This window comes from Niveispirillum sp. BGYR6 (assembly GCF_027568365.1).
GTDB lineage: Bacteria > Pseudomonadota > Alphaproteobacteria > Azospirillales > Azospirillaceae > Niveispirillum.
The window spans coordinates 795,677-819,327 of the sequence record NZ_JANLNL010000002.1; the positions used below are offsets into that span (position 1 = coordinate 795,677).

Sequence of the window (23,651 nt, forward strand, 5' to 3'; positions counted from 1 at the left end):
ATGCCGCGTGAAGCCAAGCCAACGGATGTTGGCGCCAGCGTTTGAGGCAAACGAGTATCAGCCGGCGCTGGCGGATGCGCTGGCTTGCGTGCATCCTGTCCCCCATTGGCAACAAGGGGAAAACCCATGGCTGAACAGGCGGTTGAGGTGCGGGAACAGGATGTGCCGCTGCTGGTGGCGCAGTTTGATCCCAAGCTGCGGCTATATCTGTTTTTGCAGGCCAGTTTCCTGCTGTGCGTGACCGTGGTCGGGCTGGTGCTCTTGCCACTGACGTTGGCGGCGGCCTGGTGGTGGGCCAGGCACTATTACCCGACCATCCGCTGCCATGTGACCAGCCGGCGGCTTTATTTTCAGCACGGCATCCTGTTTCAGCGGGAAAGTGCCGTGCCGCTGGACAAGATCCAGGACATGTCCCTGCTGCGGGGGCCGGTGTTGAACATGCTGGGCCTGACCCGGCTGACGCTGGAAACGGCGGGTGGCAGCAGTGAGGCCGGGGCGCTGGGCGGTGGCGTCAAGCTGCTGGGCCTGCGCGATGCCCGGACCTTTCAGGAAAAGGTGCTGCGCCTGCGGGATGCGGCCTGCCGGGGCGAAACGGTGCCTGACGTGGCCCCATCGGCGCCAGCAGACAGCCTGCAGGTGCTGCTGGAAATCCGCGATAGCCTGCACCGCATCGAGCAAAAGCTGGGCCCGACCGCCTGAGAAAACGGCCGGGCCGTGATCCTTACTGCGCCGGGGTCAGGGCGCTGGCCAGGGCCTGGGCCTCGGGCCGATAGAAATGCCGGTCGACCAGGATGGCGCGCGGGTCGGTCGGCTGGCCATAGAACTTGTCGTTGAACTCGCTGCGCGGCGCGATGACGGAGCCTTCCAGCGCCATGCCGCCGAACAGGCCGCTGGTCTTGGAATAGACATAGATGTCCGACGACAGGCCGACGCCGTAGGAGGCGCCGACGCCGGTGCCCAACTCCCCGATGGCGACATTGGCGTCGGCCCCCAGCTTCACCTTGCGGTCGATCACCGCGTCCAGGCCCTTCTGGGTCATGATGACGACGATCATTTCCGAGGCCTGACCACCGAATTGCAGGCCGAAGCTGGCCTCTGCCAGGGTATAGAAAGCCGGGCCGCTCCAGGCGCCATCATCGCCGCGCGCCACCATGACGCCCGTACCGCCGCCGCCACCGATGAAGAAACCGGCCTGGATGACATTGGGCAGGATCAGCACGGCGCGGGCGCGGCCGACCAGATTCTTCAGGTCGCTATATTCCGGGTCGGTCAGCAGGGTCAGCGCCGTCACCCGCGCCCGCTCCACCATCAATTCAGGCTCGGTCAAGGCATAGGCCGGGCGCACCAGCGCAGAAATCGCCAGTACCAGACCCGCCAGGGCCATCGCGAAACGCTTCATCGAACCCACTCCTGTCTTCACGTCGCCTGTCTTTTCGAAATCTCTGGATGTCTGTCAGGTAACACGGTTGAACAAGGTGCGGCCAGCCTGACGACAGAAGAATAACAGCCTGAATGATCAGATGGGCCTCAACAGGGCGGAATATTGACAGCGCCAAGGCGCCAGGCGTCCGGCTGGCCCGCCATCGCCATATGATCAACGCGCGTCAGATGCAGGCAATCCACGGCCAGGGGCAATAAATGCACCGGTGTGATGCCCAGGGCCTGGCCGATGGCGGCGCGGATGGGGCCGGCATGGGCCACGGCGATGATATCCCGCCCGGCCAGGGTCTGGCTCTGGCGTGACACGGCGGCGGCCACACGGGCACACAGGCTGGCAAAGCTCTCCCCCGCCGGTGGGGCGGCATGGGCGGGGTCGGCCCAGAAGCGCTCCGCCGCTGCTTGCTCCTCCTCCCACACCGCCGCATGGGTGCGGCCTTGCCAGGTGCCGAAATGCTGTTCGCTGAAATCTGGCTCCAGCCGCAGTTCCGTGGCACCCAAGGCCTGTGCCGTGGCCTGGGTGCGGGCCAGCGGGGTGGCGATCCACACCGCACCGGCCGGCAGGCGCCGGGTCAGGGTGGCAAGCGCGGTGCTGTCCGACAGGTCGGCCGGCAAATCCGCCTGTCCGGCGATGGTGCCGGGGGCGGCGGCGATGGGGGCATGGCGCACCCACCACCAGCGGGTGGTGATCATCGTGTTCATGGGCTGCGGGCGGCGACAATGCCCAGCAGAAAGGCGATTTCCGCCAGTTGCTGGGCGGCCCCCAGCACATCGCCCGTCACCCCGCCAATCTGCCGGCGGGCCAGCCAGCCCAGCCCGATCACCGTCAAGGCGGACAAGGCCATGATATCCAGCCCGATCATCCCGGATTGCAGCCCCAGCTTGCCCAGCGTGGTGCCGGCAAAGGAAAAGCCGATGACGACCGCAATGACGGCGCGCGCCCGGTCCGGCCGGCCCTGGCTGGCGGACAGCCCTTGTGCGCGGGCATCGGGCAGCCAGAGCTTCATGGCCGGCAGCAGTGCGCGGGAGAAACCATGCGCCCCGATCAGGGCCAGCGCCACCAGACGCGGATCGGCCAGGGTGGCCAGCGCCCCGATGCGGGCCAGTGCCGCCAGGATCAGCGCCAGCGCGCCATAGGTGCCGACACGGCTGTCCTTCATGATCGACAGTTTGGCAGCTGGGTCGCGCCCGCCGCCGAACCCATCCGCCACATCGGCCAGCCCATCTTCATGCAGCGCCCCGGTCAGCAGCGACAGGCCGGCCACCGTCACCAAGGCGGCCAACGGTGCCGTCAGCCCCGCCAGCGTCAGCCCCCAGTAAAGCAGCCCGCCGACAGCGCCGATCAGGGCGCCGACAATGGGGAACCAGGCCAGGGCCCGGCGATCCAGATCCGGCGGCCAGGGGCCGCGCCAGCGGATGGGCAGGCGGGTCAGGAAAATCACGGCGGCCACAAACTCCGCCAGCGGAGAGGGCCTGTGCTGCTTTGTTGCATCGTCCATCACATCGGTATACGGGAGTGTGGCTTGCGCCGCCAGCGCCGTTGCCGTCGTCCCCTATGGGGCCACCGTCACAGGACCATTCTCGATGCCCGCCGATCACGACCATCCGCACGATCATGACCATCACCACCATCATCACGACGATGCCCCGTCGATGGATGATATCCGCAAGGTGTTGAAGGAATTGCCGGGGCCGGATCTGGAATCGGCGACGGCAGCCCTGCAGCGCGAACAGAACCTGTTGAAGCCGCGCGGCGCGCTGGGCCGGCTGGAAACGCTGGTGCAGTGGCTGGCCACCTGGCAGGCCAAGGCCCCGCCGGAACTGACCCATCCGCGCATCGCCGTGTTTGCCGGGGCGCATGGCGTGGCGGCCCATGGGGTGTCCGCCTATCCGGCGTCGGTCAATGCCCAGATGGTGCAGGCCTTCATCAATGGCCATGCCGCCGTCAACCAACTGGCGACGGCGGCCGATGCCGATCTGCGCGTCTATGAAATGGACCTCGCCCGCCCGACCGCCGATTTCACCCATGGCCCGGCCATGGATGAGGCGCGCTGCGCCCGCGCCACCGCCTATGGCATGATGGCGGTGGAGCCGGGCCTGCACCTGATGTGCCTGGGCGAAATGGGCATTGGCAACACCACCTCCGCCGCCGCGCTTTGCGCGGCCCTGTTCGGTGGCACGGGGGCCGACTGGGTGGGGCCGGGGACCGGCGTGGATGAAGAGGGGCTGAAGCGCAAGGCCGCCGTCGTCGATGCCGGCTTGGCCGCCAATCCGCAGGCCCTGACCGACCCGTTCGAGGCGCTGCGCTGTTTGGGCGGGGAGGAACTGGCGGCCATCGTCGGTGCCATCATCGCCTGTCGGTTGGCCCGTGTGCCGGTGTTGCTGGATGGTTTTGCCTGCACCGCCGCTGCCGCTGTGCTGCACAAGGCCGACCCCAAGGCCCTGGACCATTGCGTTGTCGCGCATAAGAGTGCGGAGCCCGGCCATGCCCGGCTGCTGGCCGCCATCAACAAGCAGGCCCTGTTCGATTTCGGGATGCGGCTGGGGGAGGCATCAGGCGCTGCCCTGGCCATCCCGCTGCTGCGCTCCGCCCTGGCCTGCCATCTCAACATGGGCACCTTCGCCGATGCCGGCGTGTCGGAAAAGGCAGCCGGCGGGCCGGTCAGCCTGCATTGAGCCAAAGCGGCGGCGGGGCGTGGGGGGCGTGCTATGTTTCCCCCTCCCGCCCCGCCGCCTTTTCCCGGGCGCGCAGCCGGTGATGGAAGGCCGGCGGGTCGCTGGCGGCCCGCGCAGCCATCTCCCGCACGCGGGCTTCCGCCCCGGCGATCAGGTCCGGGATCAGATCGGCTTCCGGCAGGTTCTTCCAATATTTCTTGGGCATTTCCGACTGCATCGCCTGCACCTTCAACCGTGCCGGGTTGAAGATATGGGCGTAATAGGTGCGCCAGAGATCGTCCGCTGCATCGCGCAGGTCCGGCTTTGTCGCCGGGGCCGGATCAAAGCGCAATTGCTGCCCATCCCAGGATGATGTGCCCTTGGGCGTGGCGATGATCCAATCCATATCGGTGAAGCGGCGCTGAAAGAAACCGGCGGTGCGGCCGACGATGAAATGCTCCGGCTCAAACCAGGCGAGGAAGCGGCGGCGCGGCTGCCCTTCGCCATCCGGCAATTCCTTGAAACGGACAAACGCCTTCATCTTGTGCGCATCGCGCCGAACGGATTTTTCCAGCCGATTGGCCTGGACGACATCGGCGTCGGCCCGCATCTCCAGCAAGGCCCGCTCCCCCTGCAGGCGCCAGAGCAGGCGATAGAGCAGGGCGAAGCGGCCGGGATCGCTGTGGCAGATCACCGCCTCGGCCAGTTCCAGAAAGGCGCGCGGCACGGTGGCGGCGGGGGCCTGCGGGTCGGGCGGCGGCAGGGCGCTGCCACTTGCCGGCCCGCCGAACAGGTCACCCGTCGCACCTTCCCACTGCCGCCATTCCACCTGTTCCGGCCGCGTGCCGGCCAGCAGCAGGGCGCGGGCGGCCGCCCGCCATTCCGCCAGTTCGCCATGCCCGTCCAGCAGGAGGGTCAGCATCAGAACAGGCTCAATTGTTCGGGTTTGGGGGCGAACAGGTCGCGCAGGTCCGAGCGGTCGACCAGCCGCAACGGCGTCCAGCCCAGGGCGGCGATGAAGGGGCGGACCTTGCGCAGCGACACGCCCAGCCGGCCCAGATCCTCCAGCCGCAGCGCCTTATGGGCGCGGGCCGAGAGGATGGCGTTGACGCTGCGCGGCCCCAGCCCCGGCACGCGCAACAGCATCTCCCGTTCCGCCCGGTTGATATCGATGGGGAACCGTTCCCGGTTGGCCAGGGCCCAGGCCAGTTTGGGATCAATCTCCAGATCCAGATTGCCATCCGGCCGGGTGCGGGTGATCTCCTCCACCGCGAAGCCATAGAAGCGATAAAGCCAATCGGCCTGATAGAGCCTGTGTTCGCGTAGCAACGGCGGCTTGATCAGCGGCAGCGCCCTGGAGGCATCGGGGATCGGGCTGAAGGCGGAATAATAGACGCGGCGCAGACGGTAATGGCCGTAAAGCCGGGCGGAAGAGGCCAGGATGGTGGCATCATTGGCGCCATCCACGCCGACAATCATCTGCGTGCTCTGCCCACCGGGCACAAAGCGTTTGCGCCGGCCCCGGAAGCTGGGCTCCGCCGCCGCATCGATCTTCAGGCGCAGATCGCCCATGGCCGCGCGGATGCGGGTCGGGTGCTTCTGCGGCGCGAAATTGTCGATGCCGGCATCGGTCGGCAATTCAATATTGATCGACAGGCGGTCGGCATAAAGCCCCGCCTCCTCAATCAAGGTCGGGGAGGCATCGGGGATGGTCTTCAGGTGGATATAGCCCCGGAAGCCATGCTCGGTGCGTAAAATGCGGGCCACCCGCACCAGCTCTTCCATCGTGTGATCGGAAGAACGGATGATGCCAGAGGAGAGGAACAGCCCCTCAATATAGTTGCGGCGATAGAATTCCAGCGTCAGCCAGACCACCTCTTCCACCGAAAACCGCGCCCGCTCCACATTGCTGGAGGAGCGGTTGATGCAATAGGCGCAGTCATAGATGCAAAAATTCGTCAGCAGGATTTTCAGCAGGGAGATGCAGCGCCCGTCCGGCGCATAGGCATGGCAGATGCCCGACCCTTCGGTTGAGCCCAGCCCGCCACTGTGCCCGGAATCCCGCCGCTCCGTCCCGCTGGAGGCACAGGAAGCATCATATTTGGCCGCATCCGACAGGATGGCGAGGCGTTCTTTCAGCGTCTTCTTCATCGGGCTTTCGCAGGCTTTGCCTCTCAAATATTCACGTTTTGTTCTTCTTGGTCAACGGATTTCCAGCAAGGTCAGGCCGAAACCGCTTATTCGCGGGGTAATTGCCGGGGGAAGGTGACCTGGAAACGTGTGCCCTTGCCGGGGGTGCTTTCCACATCAATCCGTCCACGCAGCCGCTGCGTGACAAGATTATAGACCACATGCAGGCCCAGACCAGTCCCCCCCTCGTCCCGTTTCGTGGTGAAGAACGGGTCGAAAATATGCGGCAGGTTCTCGGCGGGGATGCCGCAGCCATCATCGCTGATGGAAAGCTGCAGCAGGTCGGGATGGGGGCCATCCGACAGGCGGATGGCGATCACGCCTTGTTGCGGCCCGAAGGCATGGGTCAGCGCATTCATCACCAGATTGGTGATGATCTGGGCGATGGCGCCGGGCGCGCTATAGACCTGCACGCCCGGCGGCAGATAGGTATCCAGCCAGTGCGGGCTGCGGCGCAGGCGCGGTACCAGACTGCGCAGCACCTCGCCGACATATTCACCCAGGTCGAACTGGCGGGGCAGGTCGCTGGTCTGGTCCACCGCCACCTGCTTGAAGGCCTGCACCAGATCGGCGGCGCGGGTGATATTGCCCTGGACGAAGCCCAGCGCCTCCCCCGCCGATTGCACATATTCTTCCAGGTCGTTGCGGCGCAGCTTGCCGGTCTGATAGGCCTCCCGGAATTTCTGCGTCTCCTGCGCGAAGGCGGTGACGGCGGTGACGGCCACGCCCAGCGGCGTGTTGATTTCATGCGCCACGCCGGCCACCAGCCCGCCCAGGGCGGCCATCTTCTCGCTCTGGATCAGGTCGCGCTGGGTGCTGCGCAACTGCTCCAGCGCCTGGGCCGTGCGCTCCGCCGTCAGGCGCATTACATCGATGCCCAGCCCGATTCCGGCATAGGCACCCGTTTCATCCACCAGAATGAAGCCGCGATGCAGGGCATCGGGTTTTTCCTGGCTGATCCTATCGCTGATTTCCGCCAGATCAGCCTCCAGCGACACCAGCAGCGGCCGGCGATCCCCCAGATGCAGCACCGGCCGCTTGGTATAAAGATCGCGCCCATAGCGTTGGGCGAAATGCAGCAGGAAGGTGTTGCGGTCGGCCAGCCCGGCGGGGATGCGGGCACCCTTGTCGGCCAGCACCACAATGGCGGGCAGGGTCGGATCGTCCTGGAACATCTGCGCCACCTGGCCACAGGTGGCTTCCGTCCCGACCCAGGGCGCTTCCTGCAACAGCCGCCGCGCTGAAAAGCCCATATGATCGGACGCTTTAACCATCGCCTCCAGGTCCATCGGTTGTTCCGACCGCTTGGGAAAAGTCATGGCACATAGCACCATGACGCGAAAGGAAACGATGAAAACTGTGTGAAGTTTTCCCCGTTACCGGGCCTCACCCCCCCTTCAACAGGGTCAGCCCGGCATCCCAGTATGGCACTGGACCGAAGCGCGATGCGAGAAAATCTACAAAGGCCCGCACCTTTGGGCTGAGGTGGCGGTTGGCGGGGTAGACGGCGTGAACGGCACTCTGCGACAGCAGATAATCGTCCAGCACCGGCACCAGCCGCCCGCGTGACAGGGCTTCCCCGACGATGAAGGTGGGCAGCAGCACCAGCCCCTGGCCGGTCACGGCCGCTTCCCGCAGGGCATCGCCATTATTGGCGTACAACCGGCCATTGACGCGGATGCTGCGCGTCTCCTCCGCCCCTGGCTCGGTCCGGAAGCTCCATTGCTCGGGCGTGGAGCTGTTGGTGTAGATCAGGCAATCATGCTGAAGCAGGTCGGCCGGCACCTGCGGGGTACCGCGCCGGGCCAGATATCCGGGCGAGGCGCAAAGCACGGCGCGCACCGGGCAGAGCCGGCGGGCCACCAGCGAACTGTCCTTCAGCCGGCCGATGCGCACGGCCAGATCGAACCCTTCATCGACCAGATCGACGAAACGGTCGGACAGTTCCATCTCCACCTCCACCTCTGGGTAGCGTTCCATGAACTCCGCCACCGCGCTGGAAAGATGCTGGATGCCGAATGACATCGGGGCCGCCAGTTTCAGCCGCCCGCGCGGGGCGGCGTGCTGGCTGGCGACCGACCGTTCCGCTTCCTCCAGCGCTTCCAGAATCTGGCTGACCCGCTGATAGAACCCCTCCCCCACCTGGGTCAGGCTGATATGGCGGGTGGTGCGGTTGAACAGGCGGGCCCCCAGCCGCGTCTCCAGCTCCCCGATGCGGCGGCTGGCGGCGGATTTCGACAGGCCCAGCCGGTCGGCCGCGCGGGTAAAGCTGCGCCCCTCCGCCACCAGGGTGAAAAGCCGCAAATCCTCCAACCGTTCCATGCCGTGTGCCGCCTTATTGTCCCGATTGATGCAACAATCCTGTTCGATTTTGTGCCATTAACGGGCAAGCCGCAACGGCCTATCTTCACCTCAGACAGACGGACGAACCGACCGACACAGCGGACGGGGCCCCGCCCAGAAACAGGAGATGGTGATGAGCAAGGTTCTGGTTCTCTATTATTCCAGCTATGGCCATGTTGAGACGATGGCCAACGCCGTGGCCGAGGGTGCGCGCAGCGTGCCGGGCACCGAGGTGGTGGTGAAGCGCGTGCCGGAACTGGTGCCGGATGAGGTGGCCAAGCGGGCCCATATCAAGCTGGACCAGGCCGCCCCCATCGCCACCCCGGACGAGCTGGCCGATTATGACGCCATCATCTTCGGCACCCCCACCCGGTTCGGCATGATGGCCGCCCAGATGCGCAACTTCCTGGACCAGACCGGGGGTCTGTGGGCCAAGGGCGCGCTGATCGGCAAGGTGGGCAGCGCGTTCGTCTCCACCGCCAGCCAGCATGGCGGCCAGGAATCGACCCTGCTGTCCTTCCATACCAGCCTGCTGCATCACGGCATGGTGGTGGTGGGCCTGCCCTACAGCTTCGGCGGCCAGACCACGCTGGATGAGGTGACGGGCGGCAGCCCCTATGGCGCCACCACCATCGCCGGTGGCGACGGCTCCCGCCAGCCCTCCGCCAACGAACTGGCCGGCGCGCGCTTCCAGGGTGAGCATGTCGCCCGCATCGCCGCCAAGCTGACCGCGTAATTTCTGTTCCTCTCAACTTCCTTCTCACATGGACCCGGTTCCGCCGCCTGCCAGGGGCGGCGCCGGGGGCCGCTACAGGAGACCTATCATGATCGAACATCGTCCTTTCGCCGGTTTGGGCAAGGCCAATCATGGCTGGCTGCGCGCCAATTTCCACTTCAGCTTCGCCAACTATCACAACCCGTCGCGGGTGCATTGGGGCCCGCTGCGCGTCTGGAACGATGACACGATCGACAGCGGCACCGGCTTTGACCCGCACCCGCACCGCGACATGGAAATCATCACCTATGTCCGCAAGGGCGCCATCACGCACCAGGACTTTCTGGGCAATGAGGGCCGCACCGAAGCGGGTGACGTTCAGGTGATGTCGGCCGGTACCGGCATCGTCCATGCCGAATATAACCGGGAGCCGGGGGAGACCACCCTGTTCCAGATCTGGATCATCCCCAACAAGCAGGGGGTGAAGCCCCGCTGGGAAGCCGCCAAGTTCCCCAAGGGCGACCGGGCCGGCAAGCTGGTGGTACTGGCCTCTGGCCGGGAGCAGGACAAGGATAGCGGGGCGCTTTACATCCATCAGGATGCTGCCCTGCTGGGTGGCACCCTGCCGGCGGGCACCGTGCTGACGCATGAGCTGGGCGACCGGCTGGCCTATCTGGTGCCGGCCCGTGGCAAGGTGAAGGTGAATGGTGTGGTGCTGGAAGCCCGCGATGGTGCTGCCATTCGGGATGAGCCGGTGCTGACCATCGAGGTGCTGGAAGAGGCCGAACTGGTGCTGGCCGACCTGCCGCGTACCGCGTGAGTGTGGTTTTCCTGAGTTGCAGGCTCCAGCGCTTGCGTGACTAAAAAAGGCTGGGGGTGGCGGAATATCGCAACCCTCGGCCTTTTCCTGTTCTGTTGCAGCGCCTAGATTGGCGGCCACGCTCTGCTGCCCCAGGAAACCATGATGACCGACCCCGCCCCGCAGGATGCCCGCGCCGACCGCCTGTTGCTGCTGGCGGGCCTGTTCGGGGCCGTTGCCGTGGCGGCGGGGGCCTATGCCAGCCATGGGCTGTCCGCCATCCGCGATGCCCGCGCCGTGGAACTGTGGCAGATGGCCAGCCATTACCAGTTGATCCATGCGGTGGCGATGGTCGCCACCGTGCTGCTTTACCGGCTGATGCCCCATGCCGGTCGCCGGCTGCTGGCGGCAGGGCTGGCCTTTGCCATCGGGTCCGTGCTGTTCCCCGGCGCGCTGTACGCGCTGGGCTGGTGGGGGCCCAGTGCCATGGGTGCGGTGGCCCCGCTGGGCGGCCTTTCCTTCATCATCGGCTGGCTGCTGGTCGCCTCTGCCGCCTTTGGCCGGGGGCGTTGAGATGGCGGATCAGGAACTGGACTGCAACGGGCTGCGTTGTCCCATGCCCGTCCTGCGCGCGGCCAAGGCCCTACGTGCGCTGCAGCCGGGCCAGGTGCTGGCCGTGACGGCCACCGACAAGGTGGCGATCAAGGATTTCCAGACCTTCTGCCGGGAAGCCGGGCATGAGCTGTTGGAAATACGCCCCGCGGGCGATCATGCCGCCGGACCGGTCACCCTGTTCACCATCCGCCGGGGCAATGGCTGATTTAGCGCAATGACAAGGCCGTCCCATCCCCTTATGCTGTTTTGCACAATGAGAAGGGGAAGGCGGGGGCGCTTCTGCGACCCTTGACCGGCCCCCGTCCCAGGGGAACGTTCGGGAAATGGGTTGCGGATGAATACGGCACTTTTCACCCATCTCGCCTGTCTGGAACATGATACCGGCTTCGGCCACCCCGAATGCGCCGACCGGCTGCGCGTGGTGCTGTCGGCGCTGGAGGAAGAGAGCTTCATGTTCCTGGACCGGCGCGATGCCCCGCCGGCCAGCCGGGAACAGCTGGAGCGGGTGCATCCCCCGGCCCATGTCGCCGCCGTGCTGGCTGCGATCCCGGCCAGCGGTCACAACTCCCTGGACAGTGACACGGTGCTGTCCCCCGGCAGCGGGGAGGCGGCCTTGCGCGCCGCCGGCGCCGTGGTGGCCGCCGTCGATGCCGTCTGTTCCGGCGAAGTGCGCAACGCCTTTTGCGCCGTCCGCCCGCCCGGCCACCATGCCGAACCCGATCAGGCCATGGGTTTCTGCCTGTTCAACAATGTGGCGGTGGGGGCCGCCCATGCCCGTGCTGCGCACAGGATAAAGCGCGTCGCCATTGTCGATTTCGATGTGCATCACGGCAATGGCACCCAGACCTATTGCGAGCATGATCCCGATCTTTTCTATGCCTCCACCCATCAATGGCCGCTTTATCCCGGCACCGGATCGGTGAAGGAGACGGGGGAATTCGGCAATGTGCTGAATGCCTGCCTGCCGCCCATGTCCGGCAGCCCGGAATTCCGCCATGCCATCCAGAGCCGGCTGATCCCGGCGCTGGATATTTTCCGTCCCGACCTGCTGATGATTTCCGCCGGATTCGACGCCCATATGCGTGACCCGGTGGGTGGGCTGGACCTGACGGAGGATGATTTCGTCTGGGTGACGACGCGGCTGGTGGAGGTGGCGGATCGCCACGCCAAGGGGCGCATCGTCTCCGTGCTGGAGGGTGGGTACGACCTGCGGGCCCTGGCCAACAGCACCGCCGCCCATGTTAAAACCCTGATGACGGTGTAGTTGGCTCCCCCATGGCAGCACAAAGCGGCCTTGCACCGCACCCATCGCACTTGAACAGTGGGGGCGGGGGACATACAGTCCGCCGTTCCGCAATGTGCCCCGTGCGAATGCCATGACTGATACCAAACTGCCCGCCGATATCGCCGCCTTGAGTTTTGAGGACGCGCTTGCCGAACTGGAACGGATCGTCCGTCAGTTGGAGGAAGGCCGGGCCAAGCTGGATGACGCCATCCAATCCTATGAGCGCGGCACCCTGTTGAAGCGCCATTGCGAACAAAAGCTGCGCGAGGCCCAGGCCAAGGTCGATCGCATCACCATTTCCGCCGATGGCGCCATTGGCGCTGAACCTGCACGCCTGGATTGATGAGCGATACCATGCCCTCGCTGCCCAAGACCCTGACTGCCGCCATGGCGGATACCGTCGAACAGGTGGAAGCCGCCATCGAGGTGCTGCTGCCCCGCGCCGATGCGGTGGAGGCGCGCCTGTTCGATGCCATGCGCTATGGCTGTCTGGGCGGTGGCAAGCGGTTGCGCCCCTTCCTGGTGATGGAAAGTGCGCGCATGTTCGGCGTCAGCCCCGCCTGCGCCCTGCGCACGGCGGCGGCGGTGGAATTCGTCCATTGCTACAGCCTGATCCATGACGATCTGCCGGCCATGGATGACAGCGACCTGCGGCGCGGGCGCAAGACCGTGCATCTGGAGTTTGACGAGGCGACGGCCATCCTGGCCGGTGACGCCCTGCTGACCCAGGCGTTCGAAATTCTGGCCGACCATGAGACGCATGAAGACCCGCAGGTCCGTTGCAAGCTGGTGGCGGCCCTCGCCAAGGCTGCCGGCCCGCGCGGCATGGTGGGCGGCCAGATGCTGGACCTGATCGCCGAGAATACCGTCTTTGATATTGGCGCCATCACCCGCCTGCAGCGGATGAAGACCGGCGATATGATCGCCTTTTCCGCCGTTGCCGGGGCCATTCTGGGCCGGGCCGGCGCGCCGCAGCACCATGCGCTGCAGGCCTATGCCCACGATCTGGGGCTGGCCTTCCAGATTGCCGACGATCTGCTGGATGTGGAAGGCCAGCAGGATGAGGTGGGCAAGCCGGTGGGACGAGATGACGCCGCTGGAAAAGCCACATTTGTCTCTATCTTAGGTGTAGAGCGGGCGCGCGATCAGGCACGCCGGCTTGCCGATCAGGCGGCCCAGCATCTGGATATTTTTGGTGATCGGGCCGATATGCTGGTTCAGGTCGCCCGATTTGTCGTTGAGCGCCGGTCCTAAGAAAAAGACTTGGGTTTAGAGAGAGGCGGGCATGTCCCCATCCAAAACGCCGCTGCTGGATCAGGTGAAGGTTCCGGCGGATCTGCGCCGTTTGCAGCCGTCGCAACTGCGCCAACTGGCCGATGAGCTGCGGGCGGAAACGATTGATGCCGTGTCCGTCACCGGGGGCCATCTGGGTGCCGGGCTGGGGGTGGTGGAACTGACCGTCGCCCTGCATTACTGCTTTGATACGCCTGCCGACCGGCTGATCTGGGATGTGGGCCACCAAGCCTATCCGCACAAGATTCTGACCGGGCGGCGCGACCGTATCCGTACCCTGCGCATGGGGGGCGGCCTGTCCGGCTTCACCAAACGGTCGGAGAGCGAGTACGACCCGTTCGGCACCGCCCATAGCTCCACCTCCATCTCGGCCGGGCTGGGCATGGCGGTGGCGCGCGATCTGGCCGGCCGCACCAACAATGTGGTGGCCGTCATCGGCGATGGTGCCTTGTCCGCCGGCATGGCCTATGAGGCGATGAACAATGCCGGGGCCGCCCAGTCGCGGCTGGTGGTGATCCTGAATGATAACGACATGTCCATCGCCCCGCCGGTGGGGGCGCTGTCGGGCTATCTGTCGCGGCTGATTTCGTCGAAATCCTATCGCGGCTTCCGTGATTTCTCCAAGCAGGTGGCCGAACATCTGCCCCGTCCGCTGTTGAACGCCGCCCGCCGGGCGGAGGAATATGCGCGCGGCATGGTGACGGGTGGCACCCTGTTCGAGGAACTGGGCTTTTACTATGTCGGCCCCATCGACGGGCATAATCTGGACCATCTGCTGCCCGTGCTGGAAAATGTGCGGGACGATCCGCAGGGCGGCCCGGTTCTGGTGCATGTCGTCACCCAGAAGGGCAAGGGCTATGCCCCGGCAGAGGCGTCGGCGGACAAGCTGCACGCCGTCGGCAAGTTCGACGTTATCACCGGGGCGCAGGCCAAGCCCAAGGCCAATGCCCCCTCCTATACCCGCGTCTTTGCCGACAGCCTGATCAAGGAAGCGGCCAAGGACGAAAAGATTGTCGCCATCACGGCGGCCATGCCGTCGGGCACCGGGCTGGACCTGTTCCAGAAGCAGTTCCCTAAACGCAGCTTTGACGTGGCGATTGCCGAACAGCACGCTGTCACCTTCGCCGCCGGCATGGCGACGGAGGGGTTCAAGCCGTTCTGCGCCATCTATTCCACCTTCCTGCAGCGCGGTTATGACCAGTTGGTGCATGATGTGGCCTTGCAGAACCTGCCGGTGCGCTTCGCCATTGACCGCGCCGGGTTGGTGGGCGCCGATGGCGCCACCCATGCCGGCGCCTTCGACATCGCCTATCTGGCCTGCCTGCCCAACATGGTGGTGATGGCCGCGGCGGATGAGGCGGAACTGGTGCATATGGTGGCCACCTGCGCCACCTATGATGCCGGCCCCATCGCCGTGCGCTATCCGCGTGGCGAAGGGGTGGGCATCGACATGCCCGAACAGGGCGTGCCGCTGGAAATTGGCAAGGGCCGGGTGCTCCAGCAGGGCACCAAGGTTGCCATCCTGTCGCTGGGCACAAGGTTGCAGGAAGCGCTGAAGGCGGCGGAGGATATGGGCGCGCGGGGTCTGTCCACGACGGTGGCCGATGCCCGCTTCGCCAAGCCGCTGGATATGGCGCTGATCGAGCGGCTGGTGCGTGACCATGAGGTGCTGATCACGGTGGAGGAAGGCTCCATCGGTGGCTTCGGCAGCCATGTGCTGCACCATCTGGCCAGCAGCGGCCTGCTGGATGGCGGCTGCAAGGTGCGCCCGATGGTGCTGCCCGACACCTATCAGGACCATGACACCCCGCAGAAGCAATATGACGAAGCAGGATTGAACGCCCGCCACATCGTCGACACGGCCCTGAAGGCGCTGGGCGTGGCCCAGGGGGCGAAGGTGGTGGGGGCTTGAGGGGAGTAATTACAAGATGTAATTTTCCCCCTTGATCCCGGCAGGGAACTAGTCTAGAAGAGATAGGCGTTTTGCCGATCTTTCTTTTGACTTTTTGCGCACCAAAAATGGTGCTATATGATGCGCTCTAGTTTATGGGGTGCGTCATGCAGAAAGGTGTGCCTAAACGTCTCCCGGCGCAATTTTATGCGCTGGCAAGCGGTGCCGAGCCCGTACGCGAATGGTTGCTGAGCCTCAGCAAAGAAGATTGCCTCGGTATTGGCGATGATATTCGAACCGTAGAATTTGGCTGGCCGATCGGTATGCCAACCTGTCGCCCCATGGGTGGGGGGCTTTTCGAGGTGCGCACGCATCTCAGGAACCGTATCGCGCGGGTTCTGTTCTGTGTGCATGAGGGGCGGATGGTCCTGCTCCACGGCTTCATCAAGAAGACGCAGGAGACTCCGCAGGCCGATCTTGATCTGGCCAGGGACCGGATGAGGACACTCTGACGCAAGACCTTTTAGTCTTCGCGTCAGGACGCGAGGGCTAAGTGATGGAAGACAAGCACCCCCATATCGGATCGTCCTTCGACGATTTTCTGGCAGAGCAAGGCATCCTTGAACAGGTCAATGCCCGCGCCCTGAAGCGGGTCATCGCTTGGCAGATCTCCCAAGCCATGGAAAGCCGCAACCTGACCAAAACGGAAATGTCGGAGCGGATGGGCACCAGCCGCACAGCCGTGGACCGGCTACTGGACCCCGCCAACGGCTCCGTCACCCTGTTGACCCTGGAAAAGGCGGCCAGTGCGGTGGGCAAGCGGTTGCGCATTGAACTGGTGGATGGCTGAACGCCCTCCTCACACCCGATAGGCCAGCCGCAAGGCCCCCCAATGCCGGCCCGCCACCTGGATGGGGGCGGAACAGTCCTTCATCAGGGTGTAGGTGCCGTTGCCCATGTCACGGCGATAGGCCTGCAACAGGAAGGGCTGGGTGTTGCGCCCGGCGGTCAGGCCCACCCGGTCGTTGAAGATGCGGCGGTTGCGGCAATGGGCGGCGTTCCAGGCTGGATCGCCGGGGCGCTGCGGCTGGCTGAATGTGCGGTTATGCGTGGGCAGATAGCCATTGCGGTCCAGCGCCACGCAGAACACCACCTTGTCGGTCAGGGTCAGCAGCGGTTCCTGGATGGCGGGCAGCAGCCGGTCGGTCAGGCTGGTGAAGCGCGTCATGTGCTGCACCGGATCGCTGCCCTGGATGGGCTTGTAATCCTCGTCAAACAGGTCGGAAATCTGAATGCTGCCCTCGGCCAATGCCCGCTCAAAGGCGGTGGAAATCTGCCGGGCGGCGGCCTGGGTGGCGCGGATATAGGGCGTGTCCACCGTCTCCACATCCAGCTTGGCGGTATGGCCGATCAACCGCTCACTGAGGGAGAGCAGGCTGTTCAGCCGGTTGCCGGCCTGGGTCAGGCTGGTGCTGCTTTCCTTCACCCCGCCGGCCATGTCGCCGATACGATGATCCACCGTCTCGATGCTGCCACCGATGGCGCGGGCGGCGGTGTCGATATGTTCCTGCTGGCGGTCCACTTCGCCCATGGCGTCGGCCAGCACCTGCATGGTGCGGCCGATCTGGTCGGTTTCATTGCGCACGGTGGCGGCCTTGGCGCTGCCGGCGGCACTTCTGGCCGCCAGCGCCTTCACCTGTTCGCCCAGGTCGCGCATGGTGGCGTCGATTTCCTGCGTCGCCTCTGCCGTCTTGTTGGCCAGCGCCTTCACCTCTGTTGCCACCACGGCAAAGCCGCGCCCGGCATCGCCGGCGCGTGCCGCCTCAATGGTGGCATTCAACGCCAGCAGGTTGGTCTGCTTGGCGATGGTGTTGATCTCACCGGCCACCTTGCCCACGCGTGACAAGGCATCGGTCAGCCCGCGTAATTGCTGTTCAATGCCGGTGACATCGGTCGCCAGGGCGCGGATTTCCGCCAGCGCATGTTCCACCTGGGACCGGCTTTCCACCGCCTGGGCACGGGCCTTGCCCGTCACCTCCCGCGCGGCGGATGTCGCGGCCGTCACCTGGGTGTTGCCGGCCTTCATCTCCAGCGCCTCCCGGCGCAGTGCCTCGAATATCTCCGCCTGCTGGCGGATACGGCGGCTGACATCATCGACATAGCCGGTCACATCGGCAATGGAAACGCCCAGCGTTCCGACCTCCTGCGCCAGCTCCGCGATGGCCTGGCTGGTGCCTGCGCTGGTGACGGGCTTTCCGTTGCCTGCATAGGCTTGATCCATGGCATTTGCCTCCCGGTATGGTCGGTCGCTTTCATCATTGCGACTCTGACTTGTCATAGGGTGGCAGAATGAACGGGCCGCGGCTCCCCCCGCTATAGGCCATTGGTCGATAGTTGCTTAAAATCCCGCTAACCAGGAAATACACTTACGTCGGGGGTGCGCGGGGGAGCGTTCTCAGCCATGTAACAACGCCACGGCTGTTACCATGGTCGGGCGGTGGACATCGGCGGGCGGCCTTGCCATAAGGGGTCCGCGAATGAAACCGGCCCTTATGCCCAGGGGCAGCAAAGCAACGGATGGTTATTCCCATGGCGGACACCCAATTCGATCTCGTCGTCATCGGCGCCGGCCCCGGCGGCTATGTTGCCGCCATCCGCGCGGCCCAGCTTGGTATGCGTGTCGCCTGCGTGGAAATGCGCAAGACCCTGGGCGGTACCTGCCTGAATGTCGGCTGCATCCCCTCCAAGGCGCTGCTGGTCGCGTCGGAAAAGTACAGCGAAGCCAAGCACCATCTGGGTGCCTTCGGTGTGAAGGTCTCGGGCGTTGAGCTGGATTTTGCCGGATTGATGAAGCACAAGGACGAGGTGGTGAAGTCCAACGTCACCGGCGTGGATTTCCTGTTCAAGAAGAACAAGGTCACCCGCATCCTTGGCAAGGGTTCCATCAAGGCCGCCGGCATCGTGCTGGTGACCAAGGAAGATGGCTCGACCGAGGAAGTGACGGCGAAGAACATCCTGATCGCCACCGGCTCCGACGTGATGCCGCTGCCCGGCGTGACGATTGATGAGAAGCGCATCGTCTCCTCCACCGGTGCGCTGGATCTGGAGAAGGTGCCAGGCCATCTGGTGGTGATCGGCGGCGGCGTCATCGGTCTGGAACTGGGTTCCGTCTGGCAGCGCCTGGGTGCCAAGGTGACCGTCATCGAATATCTGGACCGCATCCTGCCGACCATGGATGGCGAGGTCTCCAAGCAGTCCCAGCGCATTTTCGGCAAGCAGGGCATCGACTTCAAGCTGTCCACCAAGGTGACGGGTGCTACGGTTGAGGGTGAAGGCGTCACCCTGACGGTGGAGCCGGCCAAGGGTGGTGCGGCGGAAACCATCCAGGCTGACATCGTGCTGGTGGCCATCGGCCGCCGCCCCTATACCGAGGGTCTGGGCCTGGAAGCTGTGGGCGTGGAACTGGATGAACGCCGTCGCATCAAGACCGACCATCATTTCCGCACCAACGTGGCGGGCATCTGGGCCATTGGCGACGTGATCGCCGGCCAGATGCTGGCCCACAAGGCGGAAGAAGAAGGCGTGGTCGCGGCGGAAGTGATGGCGGGCCAGTCCGGCCACATCAATTACGACGCCATCCCCGGCGTCGTTTACACGTGGCCGGAGGTGGCCACCGTCGGCAAGACGGAAGAGCAGTTGAAGGCCGAGGGTGTCGCCTATAAGGCCGGCAAGTTCCCCTTCACCGCCAATGGCCGCGCCCGGTCGATGAACGCCACCGAAGGCTTTGTGAAGATCCTGGCCGACGCCAAGACCGACAAGGTGCTGGGCGCGCATATCATCGGCGCCTCTGCTGGCGAGATGATCGAGGAACTGTGCCTGGCGGTGGAATTCGGCGCTTCGTCGGAAGATATCTACCGCACCAGCCACGCCCACCCGACCCTGACGGAAGCCATCAAGGAAGCCGCTATGGCCGTTGCCGGTCGCCCGATCCATATGTGATTGGCGGTCCCCGCAAGGGATGAATGGATCAAGGCCGGGGTGGCAACGCCCCGGCCTTTTTTCTTGGAAACCGCGGGGAATAGAGCAGATCGCGGAAAAGCGGAATCGCTTTGCAGCGTGAATCTGCTCGCTGAACAAGAGCTTAGAGCCTGATGCGTTTACGATTAAACGCATCAGGCTCTAATATACCCAAGTGCCGAGTAGATTCGGCAAAATGCTCAAACGTCGCACGGGCTGAGGTACACCAACGGCCATAATTTCATGATCGTTGGTATCACACCTCCTCCCCCGTCGCCTCCATCGTCTCTTTCGCCTGCTCAATCAGGGTCATCGCCTCCACCATCAAGTGGCGCATGGCGGCCGATGCAGCGTCCGGGTCGCTGGCGAAGATGGCGTCGGCGACGCGCTGATGGTCGGCCACACTGGCCAGCCGCACGCCCTTGCGCCGGTTGGTCAGCCGGATGGAGGTGCGCAGCGCCGCCTCAATCAGCCCGCGCAACTGGGCATAGAAGCGGTTGCCGCTGGCTTCCAGAATGGCGACATGGAAGGCGATATCCGATGTCAGCGGGTCATCATCGCCGGCTTCCGCCGCCTTCATCCGGTTCAGCGCCGCCGTGATGGCTTCCTTGGCCTTGGCATCGGCATGGCGCGCGGCCAGGGCCGCCGCCATCGGTTCAATCGCCAGCCGTACTTGCGTGAATTCCAGCAGCAGGCCGGGGGAGAATTTACGCTCCAGCAGCCAATAGAGCACATCCGGGTCCAGCAGGTTCCAGTTGCGCTCCGGCTCAATCCAGGTGCCTTGGCGGGGCCGGGCCTTCAGCAGACCCTTGGCCGTCAGCATCTTCACCGCTTCGCGCAGCACGCTGCGGCTGGCCCCCAGCCGCTTGCACAGCTCCGCTTCCGTCGGGAACGGATTGCCCACGCCATAGGTGCCGGTGACGATATCCACGCCCAGCCGCTGCAGGATCTCGTACGTGAAGTTGCGGCCCATTTCGTGGCGCAGGCCCCTTGCATTGCCATTAGTCATCTGAACAGAACTCCACAGAAGCCGCGACGACACTCCACTGCCAGAAGAAGCGCCAGACGGGCGGGGCCCAACAGCGGGGGCGCTGTTGAAAGGGTGCAGAAAAGAGAGGGGCGGCTGAGGTACCGGGCAGGTATTATATATGATAAATACATGCCCGGTAAAGCCGCCCTACTGTCACACAGCGCCTTGAATTTCAGGCTCCATTACAGACATGGAACGATTGCGCAATCAACCGCCCAGCCGGAAACGGAAGCTGGTGGCGGCCACCTTCAGGCGATAGGGCGGCAGGGCCCGGCCATCCAGGCTCCACCCCGTATCGCCGCCGACACCCACCTGTCCGGCATCAATCAGCAGGCTGCCGACGGGGCCGGGTTGAATATCGGAACTATGCGCCTTGCCCACCGGCTTCATCATCAGATCGGCATAGGGGAAGGCCAGGGCATTGACCGACAGCGGCCCGGCCCCAGTCACCCGCAACATGGGCAGGCCCTGCCCTTGCAGGGTCAGCCAGCGCACATCCACCTTGTTGCCGGTTTCCTGCGGCCGCACATAATCATGGTGCTGTTCGGCCAGCTTGCCCTGCCACAGGCCCAGCGCCATCCCGCTCTTGCGGTCGGCATAGCTTTCCTGCGGGCCCCGGCCGAACCAGGAAAGATCGGTCAGGCTGGTCGGGATGCTGTAGGACAGGCCGATGCGCAGCGGATCGGGCAGGTCATCCTTCACCGGCGTGAAACTGCCCGTCACCTCCACTACCCCATCGGCCCCCATGGCATAGCGGGTTTCAAACCAGCCGCCGCCGGCCCCCAGCGCGTGGCGCACGGTCACGGCACCGGCCTTGTCGACCTTGATTTCCCGCACATGGCGATATTGGGCGTCGGACAGTTCGCGCCAGACATCATGGGTCTTCTGCACGCCGGCGCCGATATCATTATCGGTCAGCGCGCGGAAGAAGTTCGGTGCCCCGCCGGACAGCAGCAGCTTGCCCTGGCGGGCATAGCGTTCGACCAGACCGGTGGCCCGGTCGATCACCAGTTCGGCGTCACCGGCCTTCAGGGTGATGCGACCATCACGGTCCACCAGCTTGGCATCCGCCGCCAGCAGCGCCGGGGCCGGCGGTTCGTTCAGGGCGAACTGTTCCCAGGCCACGACATGGCCCGCCGCCACGCCGGGAATGGCCCCCTCCCGCGCCAAAGCACGGAGGGTCAGCACATGGCTGCGCGTGTCCCCCGTCGCCGGGGCTGGGTAGCGCGGCAGGGTCAGCTTGGCGCTGCTGGCGGCCGGGACGTTCGGCGCCTCCAGGCTGCCGCTGGCCACCACCACACCATCGGCTTCCACCTTCCAATCAAAGGTAACGCCGGACAGATCGATCATGTCGTGGCGGTTATGCAGGGTGACGGTGCCGGCAGCGGGGTCGAACCCGTCAAAGCCGATAGGGGCATAGACCTTGGCCAGTTGGTAATAATGCGGGTTGGGCGTGCGGTCGGACTGGATCAAACCATCGGCCACAACGCTGAGATCCCCGCGCGGGTTGGGGCCGTAATCAAAGCCCGACGCCCAGTAATCCCGGCCCTGGGCATCCTTCAGGATCATGGTCTGGTCCACCCAATCCCAGACGAAACCGCCCTGCAACTTGCGGTGCGCCCGGATCGCCTTCCAATAATCCTCCAGATTGCCCAGGGAATTGCCCATGGCATGGGCATATTCGCACTGGATCAAGGGCTGCTTGAAGGCGGGGTCGGTGGCGTAATCGACGATCTTGTCGATATCGTCATACATGGGCGCATAGATATCGACATAATCATTGGGCCGATGTTCCTGGGTCAGCGTGCCCCAGCCGAGATAGGAGACAAGGCGCGACGGATCACGCCCCTTCACCCATTTGCCCATCGCCTCGAATGTCGGCCCGATACCGGCCTCATTGCCCAGCGACCAGAAGATGATGGAAGGGTGGTTCTTGTCCCGCTCCACCATACGGCGCAACCGGTCCAGGTGCGCCTCCTTCCATTCCGGCTTATAGCCCATCTGGTGGGCGGCGCGGTCGCCGGTCTTGTTACCCAGTTCCATGAATTCATGGGTTTCGATATTCGCCTCATCCATGATGTAGAGGCCATATTCATCGGCCAGATCATAGAGGCGCGGATCGTTGGGGTAATGGGAGGTGCGCAGCGCGTTGACATTGGCCTGCTTCATCAACTCGATATCGCGGCGCATCGTCTCCAGGCTGACCACGCGGAACGTATGCGGGTCATGTTCATGCCGGTTCACACCACGAATGGTGACGCGGCGGCCATTCACCTGCACTTCCCCATCCACCACCGCCACGCTGCGGAAACCGACGCGGCGGCTGGTCGCCTCCACCAGTTTGCCGTCACGGTCCAGCAGTTCGATCAGCAGCGTATAAAGATGGGGCGTTTCCGCCGACCAGGGGCGCACCCCCGGCACGGTGCCGGACAGGCTGACCGTGTCCTTCACGGCGGCCTGCTGGGTCAGCACCGGGGTGCTGCCATCCAACAGGGTGGCACGCACCTGTCCGCCCTTGGCACCCTTCGCCCCGGCAATCGCCACATCCAGGGCGAAGGTGCCGTTCTGGAAGCTCTTATCCAGCCCGGCCTTCACCTCAAAATCACGCAGATGGGTGGTGGGTGCAGCATAGAGCGTGACCGAGCGTTCAATGCCGGAAACCCGCCAGAAATCCTGATCTTCCAGGTAAGAGCCATCGGCGAAGCGATAAAGCTCAATCGCCACCACATTGGGCTGGCCGGGTTTCAGATGCGGGGTGACGTCGAATTCCGACGGCAGCTTGCTGTCCTCGGCATAGCCGACGCGCACGCCATTGACCCAGACATAATAGGCCGCACCGGCAGCCCCAATCTTCAGGAACACCTGCCGCCCGGCCCAATCCGCCGGAATGTCGATATTGCGGCGGTACGACCCGACCTCATTCATCTCATGCGGGATGAAGGGGGGATTGAGCGGGAATGGATAGTCGATATTGTTGAAATAGGGCTGGCCATAGCCCTGGGCCTGCATGATGCCCGGCACCTGGATGCTGCCCCAGCCGCTGACATCATAATCCGGGCGGAAGAAATCCTTCGGCCTTGCCTCCGGGTTGCGGGAATAGGCGAAGGACCATTTGCCATCCAGCGACAGATGAAAGGGCTGCCCCTTGGTGTCGCGCGCCAGGGCGGCTTCACGGCTGGTGAAACCGTCAAAGGTGGCGCGCGCCGGCTCCCGCCCGATGGCAAGAATATCGGGCCGTTCCCATTCGGCGCGCGTCGGCTCTGACTCTGCCGCCATGGCGGGGGCCGCCATCAGCGGGCAGAGCAGAAAAAGCGTGGCAAGGGCGGTTCCCAGGGGGCGGAGCATCGTCACGGGGCGATTTCCTTATTGGTTATGATCGGC

Annotated in this window: 23 protein-coding genes; 13 read left to right on the forward strand and 10 right to left on the reverse strand. The window is 64.7% G+C overall.

What is annotated here, in order from left to right:
• The first annotated feature begins 126 nt into the window (after positions 1-126).
• Positions 127-699, forward strand: a complete 573-nt coding sequence (locus PCJ49_RS07690) for a PH domain-containing protein (RefSeq protein ID WP_269910409.1) — start codon at positions 127-129, stop codon at positions 697-699.
• A 22-nt stretch (positions 700-721) separates the two neighbouring features.
• Here PCJ49_RS07690 and PCJ49_RS07695 read toward each other — a convergent pair whose 3' ends face one another.
• The 3 genes from PCJ49_RS07695 to cobS all read right to left on the reverse strand — a co-directional run bounded on the left by PCJ49_RS07695 (position 722) and on the right by cobS (position 2,936).
• Positions 722-1,399, reverse strand: coding sequence for a lipid-binding SYLF domain-containing protein (locus tag PCJ49_RS07695; RefSeq protein WP_089287424.1), 678 nt, complete (start codon positions 1,397-1,399; stop codon positions 722-724).
• 128 nt (positions 1,400-1,527) lie between these two features.
• Positions 1,528-2,139, reverse strand: a complete 612-nt coding sequence (locus tag PCJ49_RS07700) for a histidine phosphatase family protein (protein WP_269910410.1) — start codon at positions 2,137-2,139, stop codon at positions 1,528-1,530.
• Entirely contained in the window at positions 2,136-2,936 is an 801-nt protein-coding gene (gene cobS, locus PCJ49_RS07705; protein WP_269910411.1) for an adenosylcobinamide-GDP ribazoletransferase, read from the reverse strand. Before cobS ends, PCJ49_RS07700 begins: the two co-directional genes overlap by 4 nt.
• A gap of 85 nt (positions 2,937-3,021) precedes the next feature.
• Between cobS and cobT the strand changes: the two genes are divergently transcribed.
• A complete protein-coding gene (gene cobT / locus PCJ49_RS07710; RefSeq protein WP_089287421.1) occupies positions 3,022-4,113 on the forward strand; it encodes a nicotinate-nucleotide--dimethylbenzimidazole phosphoribosyltransferase in 1,092 nt (363 codons plus the stop codon).
• Positions 4,114-4,144: 31 nt separating this feature from the next.
• On the opposite strand, the gene PCJ49_RS07715 is transcribed toward cobT, so the two are convergent.
• The 4 genes from PCJ49_RS07715 to PCJ49_RS07730 form a co-directional block, all read right to left on the reverse strand.
• The gene (locus PCJ49_RS07715) at positions 4,145-5,014 is read right to left on the reverse strand and encodes a TIGR03915 family putative DNA repair protein (RefSeq protein ID WP_269910412.1); all 870 of its coding nucleotides are present in this window, start codon (positions 5,012-5,014) and stop codon (positions 4,145-4,147) included.
• On the reverse strand, positions 5,014-6,243 hold the full coding sequence (locus PCJ49_RS07720) for a putative DNA modification/repair radical SAM protein (RefSeq protein ID WP_269910413.1): 1,230 nt from the start codon (positions 6,241-6,243) through the stop codon (positions 5,014-5,016). The genes PCJ49_RS07715 and PCJ49_RS07720 overlap by 1 nt, the downstream gene beginning before the upstream one ends.
• Before the next feature lie 86 nt (positions 6,244-6,329).
• Positions 6,330-7,601 carry an ATP-binding protein gene (locus tag PCJ49_RS07725; RefSeq protein ID WP_269910414.1) on the reverse strand — a complete coding sequence of 424 codons (1,272 nt, stop codon included), beginning with the start codon at positions 7,599-7,601 and terminating at the stop codon, positions 6,330-6,332.
• Between the two features lie 67 nt (positions 7,602-7,668).
• Positions 7,669-8,604: a LysR family transcriptional regulator gene (locus tag PCJ49_RS07730; RefSeq protein WP_269910415.1), complete on the reverse strand. Its 936-nt coding sequence runs from the start codon at positions 8,602-8,604 to the stop codon at positions 7,669-7,671.
• 154 nt (positions 8,605-8,758) lie between these two features.
• Here PCJ49_RS07730 and wrbA point away from each other — a divergent pair, with 154 nt between their 5' ends.
• The 10 genes from wrbA to PCJ49_RS07780 all read left to right on the forward strand — a co-directional run bounded on the left by wrbA (position 8,759) and on the right by PCJ49_RS07780 (position 16,073).
• Positions 8,759-9,361, forward strand: coding sequence for an NAD(P)H:quinone oxidoreductase (gene wrbA, locus PCJ49_RS07735; protein WP_089287416.1), 603 nt, complete (start codon positions 8,759-8,761; stop codon positions 9,359-9,361).
• A gap of 88 nt (positions 9,362-9,449) precedes the next feature.
• Positions 9,450-10,160, forward strand: coding sequence for a pirin family protein (locus PCJ49_RS07740; protein ID WP_089287415.1), 711 nt, complete (start codon positions 9,450-9,452; stop codon positions 10,158-10,160).
• A gap of 141 nt (positions 10,161-10,301) precedes the next feature.
• Positions 10,302-10,712, forward strand: coding sequence for a DUF423 domain-containing protein (locus PCJ49_RS07745; protein ID WP_269910416.1), 411 nt, complete (start codon positions 10,302-10,304; stop codon positions 10,710-10,712).
• 1 nt (position 10,713) lies between these two features.
• Positions 10,714-10,959, forward strand: coding sequence for a sulfurtransferase TusA family protein (locus PCJ49_RS07750; RefSeq protein WP_269910417.1), 246 nt, complete (start codon positions 10,714-10,716; stop codon positions 10,957-10,959).
• Between the two features lie 129 nt (positions 10,960-11,088).
• The gene (locus PCJ49_RS07755; protein ID WP_269910418.1) at positions 11,089-12,018 is read left to right on the forward strand and encodes a histone deacetylase family protein; all 930 of its coding nucleotides are present in this window, start codon (positions 11,089-11,091) and stop codon (positions 12,016-12,018) included.
• Between the two features lie 112 nt (positions 12,019-12,130).
• On the forward strand, positions 12,131-12,382 hold the full coding sequence (locus PCJ49_RS07760; protein WP_153204215.1) for an exodeoxyribonuclease VII small subunit: 252 nt from the start codon (positions 12,131-12,133) through the stop codon (positions 12,380-12,382).
• 11 nt (positions 12,383-12,393) lie between these two features.
• Positions 12,394-13,293, forward strand: coding sequence for a polyprenyl synthetase family protein (locus PCJ49_RS07765; protein ID WP_269910512.1), 900 nt, complete (start codon positions 12,394-12,396; stop codon positions 13,291-13,293).
• A 31-nt stretch (positions 13,294-13,324) separates the two neighbouring features.
• The gene (gene dxs, locus PCJ49_RS07770) at positions 13,325-15,244 is read left to right on the forward strand and encodes a 1-deoxy-D-xylulose-5-phosphate synthase (RefSeq protein WP_269910419.1); all 1,920 of its coding nucleotides are present in this window, start codon (positions 13,325-13,327) and stop codon (positions 15,242-15,244) included.
• 146 nt (positions 15,245-15,390) lie between these two features.
• Entirely contained in the window at positions 15,391-15,735 is a 345-nt protein-coding gene (locus PCJ49_RS07775; protein ID WP_269910420.1) for a type II toxin-antitoxin system RelE/ParE family toxin, read from the forward strand.
• 44 nt (positions 15,736-15,779) lie between these two features.
• The gene (locus tag PCJ49_RS07780; protein ID WP_269910421.1) at positions 15,780-16,073 is read left to right on the forward strand and encodes a Fis family transcriptional regulator; all 294 of its coding nucleotides are present in this window, start codon (positions 15,780-15,782) and stop codon (positions 16,071-16,073) included.
• Positions 16,074-16,082: 9 nt separating this feature from the next.
• On the opposite strand, the gene PCJ49_RS07785 is transcribed toward PCJ49_RS07780, so the two are convergent.
• On the reverse strand, positions 16,083-17,504 hold the full coding sequence (locus PCJ49_RS07785; protein WP_269910422.1) for a methyl-accepting chemotaxis protein: 1,422 nt from the start codon (positions 17,502-17,504) through the stop codon (positions 16,083-16,085).
• Positions 17,505-17,812: 308 nt separating this feature from the next.
• Between PCJ49_RS07785 and lpdA the strand changes: the two genes are divergently transcribed.
• Positions 17,813-19,222: a dihydrolipoyl dehydrogenase gene (gene lpdA, locus PCJ49_RS07790; RefSeq protein WP_269910423.1), complete on the forward strand. Its 1,410-nt coding sequence runs from the start codon at positions 17,813-17,815 to the stop codon at positions 19,220-19,222.
• A 274-nt stretch (positions 19,223-19,496) separates the two neighbouring features.
• On the opposite strand, the gene PCJ49_RS07795 is transcribed toward lpdA, so the two are convergent.
• Together PCJ49_RS07795 and PCJ49_RS07800 are read right to left on the reverse strand one after the other, a co-directional pair.
• Positions 19,497-20,249, reverse strand: coding sequence for a FadR/GntR family transcriptional regulator (locus tag PCJ49_RS07795; protein WP_269910424.1), 753 nt, complete (start codon positions 20,247-20,249; stop codon positions 19,497-19,499).
• A 228-nt stretch (positions 20,250-20,477) separates the two neighbouring features.
• Positions 20,478-23,615, reverse strand: a complete 3,138-nt coding sequence (locus tag PCJ49_RS07800) for a glycoside hydrolase family 2 TIM barrel-domain containing protein (protein ID WP_269910513.1) — start codon at positions 23,613-23,615, stop codon at positions 20,478-20,480.
• Positions 23,616-23,651: the final 36 nt, after the last annotated feature.

Bases quoted from the DNA above. Each gene is read 5' to 3' on its own strand.
- PCJ49_RS07690 (WP_269910409.1), top strand. From the start codon at position 127: ATGGCTGAACAGGCGGTTGAGGTGCGGGAACAGGATGTGCCGCTGCTG.
- PCJ49_RS07695 (WP_089287424.1), bottom strand. From the start codon at position 1,399: ATGAAGCGTTTCGCGATGGCCCTGGCGGGTCTGGTACTGGCGATTTCT.
- PCJ49_RS07700 (WP_269910410.1), bottom strand. From the start codon at position 2,139: ATGAACACGATGATCACCACCCGCTGGTGGTGGGTGCGCCATGCCCCC.
- cobS (WP_269910411.1), bottom strand. From the start codon at position 2,936: ATGGACGATGCAACAAAGCAGCACAGGCCCTCTCCGCTGGCGGAGTTT.
- cobT (WP_089287421.1), top strand. From the start codon at position 3,022: ATGCCCGCCGATCACGACCATCCGCACGATCATGACCATCACCACCAT.
- PCJ49_RS07715 (WP_269910412.1), bottom strand. From the start codon at position 5,014: ATGCTGACCCTCCTGCTGGACGGGCATGGCGAACTGGCGGAATGGCGG.
- PCJ49_RS07720 (WP_269910413.1), bottom strand. From the start codon at position 6,243: ATGAAGAAGACGCTGAAAGAACGCCTCGCCATCCTGTCGGATGCGGCC.
- PCJ49_RS07725 (WP_269910414.1), bottom strand. From the start codon at position 7,601: ATGACTTTTCCCAAGCGGTCGGAACAACCGATGGACCTGGAGGCGATG.
- PCJ49_RS07730 (WP_269910415.1), bottom strand. From the start codon at position 8,604: ATGGAACGGTTGGAGGATTTGCGGCTTTTCACCCTGGTGGCGGAGGGG.
- wrbA (WP_089287416.1), top strand. From the start codon at position 8,759: ATGAGCAAGGTTCTGGTTCTCTATTATTCCAGCTATGGCCATGTTGAG.
- PCJ49_RS07740 (WP_089287415.1), top strand. From the start codon at position 9,450: ATGATCGAACATCGTCCTTTCGCCGGTTTGGGCAAGGCCAATCATGGC.
- PCJ49_RS07745 (WP_269910416.1), top strand. From the start codon at position 10,302: ATGATGACCGACCCCGCCCCGCAGGATGCCCGCGCCGACCGCCTGTTG.
- PCJ49_RS07750 (WP_269910417.1), top strand. From the start codon at position 10,714: ATGGCGGATCAGGAACTGGACTGCAACGGGCTGCGTTGTCCCATGCCC.
- PCJ49_RS07755 (WP_269910418.1), top strand. From the start codon at position 11,089: ATGAATACGGCACTTTTCACCCATCTCGCCTGTCTGGAACATGATACC.
- PCJ49_RS07760 (WP_153204215.1), top strand. From the start codon at position 12,131: ATGACTGATACCAAACTGCCCGCCGATATCGCCGCCTTGAGTTTTGAG.
- PCJ49_RS07765 (WP_269910512.1), top strand. From the start codon at position 12,394: ATGCCCTCGCTGCCCAAGACCCTGACTGCCGCCATGGCGGATACCGTC.
- dxs (WP_269910419.1), top strand. From the start codon at position 13,325: ATGTCCCCATCCAAAACGCCGCTGCTGGATCAGGTGAAGGTTCCGGCG.
- PCJ49_RS07775 (WP_269910420.1), top strand. From the start codon at position 15,391: ATGCAGAAAGGTGTGCCTAAACGTCTCCCGGCGCAATTTTATGCGCTG.
- PCJ49_RS07780 (WP_269910421.1), top strand. From the start codon at position 15,780: ATGGAAGACAAGCACCCCCATATCGGATCGTCCTTCGACGATTTTCTG.
- PCJ49_RS07785 (WP_269910422.1), bottom strand. From the start codon at position 17,504: ATGGATCAAGCCTATGCAGGCAACGGAAAGCCCGTCACCAGCGCAGGC.
- lpdA (WP_269910423.1), top strand. From the start codon at position 17,813: ATGGCGGACACCCAATTCGATCTCGTCGTCATCGGCGCCGGCCCCGGC.
- PCJ49_RS07795 (WP_269910424.1), bottom strand. From the start codon at position 20,249: ATGACTAATGGCAATGCAAGGGGCCTGCGCCACGAAATGGGCCGCAAC.
- PCJ49_RS07800 (WP_269910513.1), bottom strand. From the start codon at position 23,615: ATGCTCCGCCCCCTGGGAACCGCCCTTGCCACGCTTTTTCTGCTCTGC.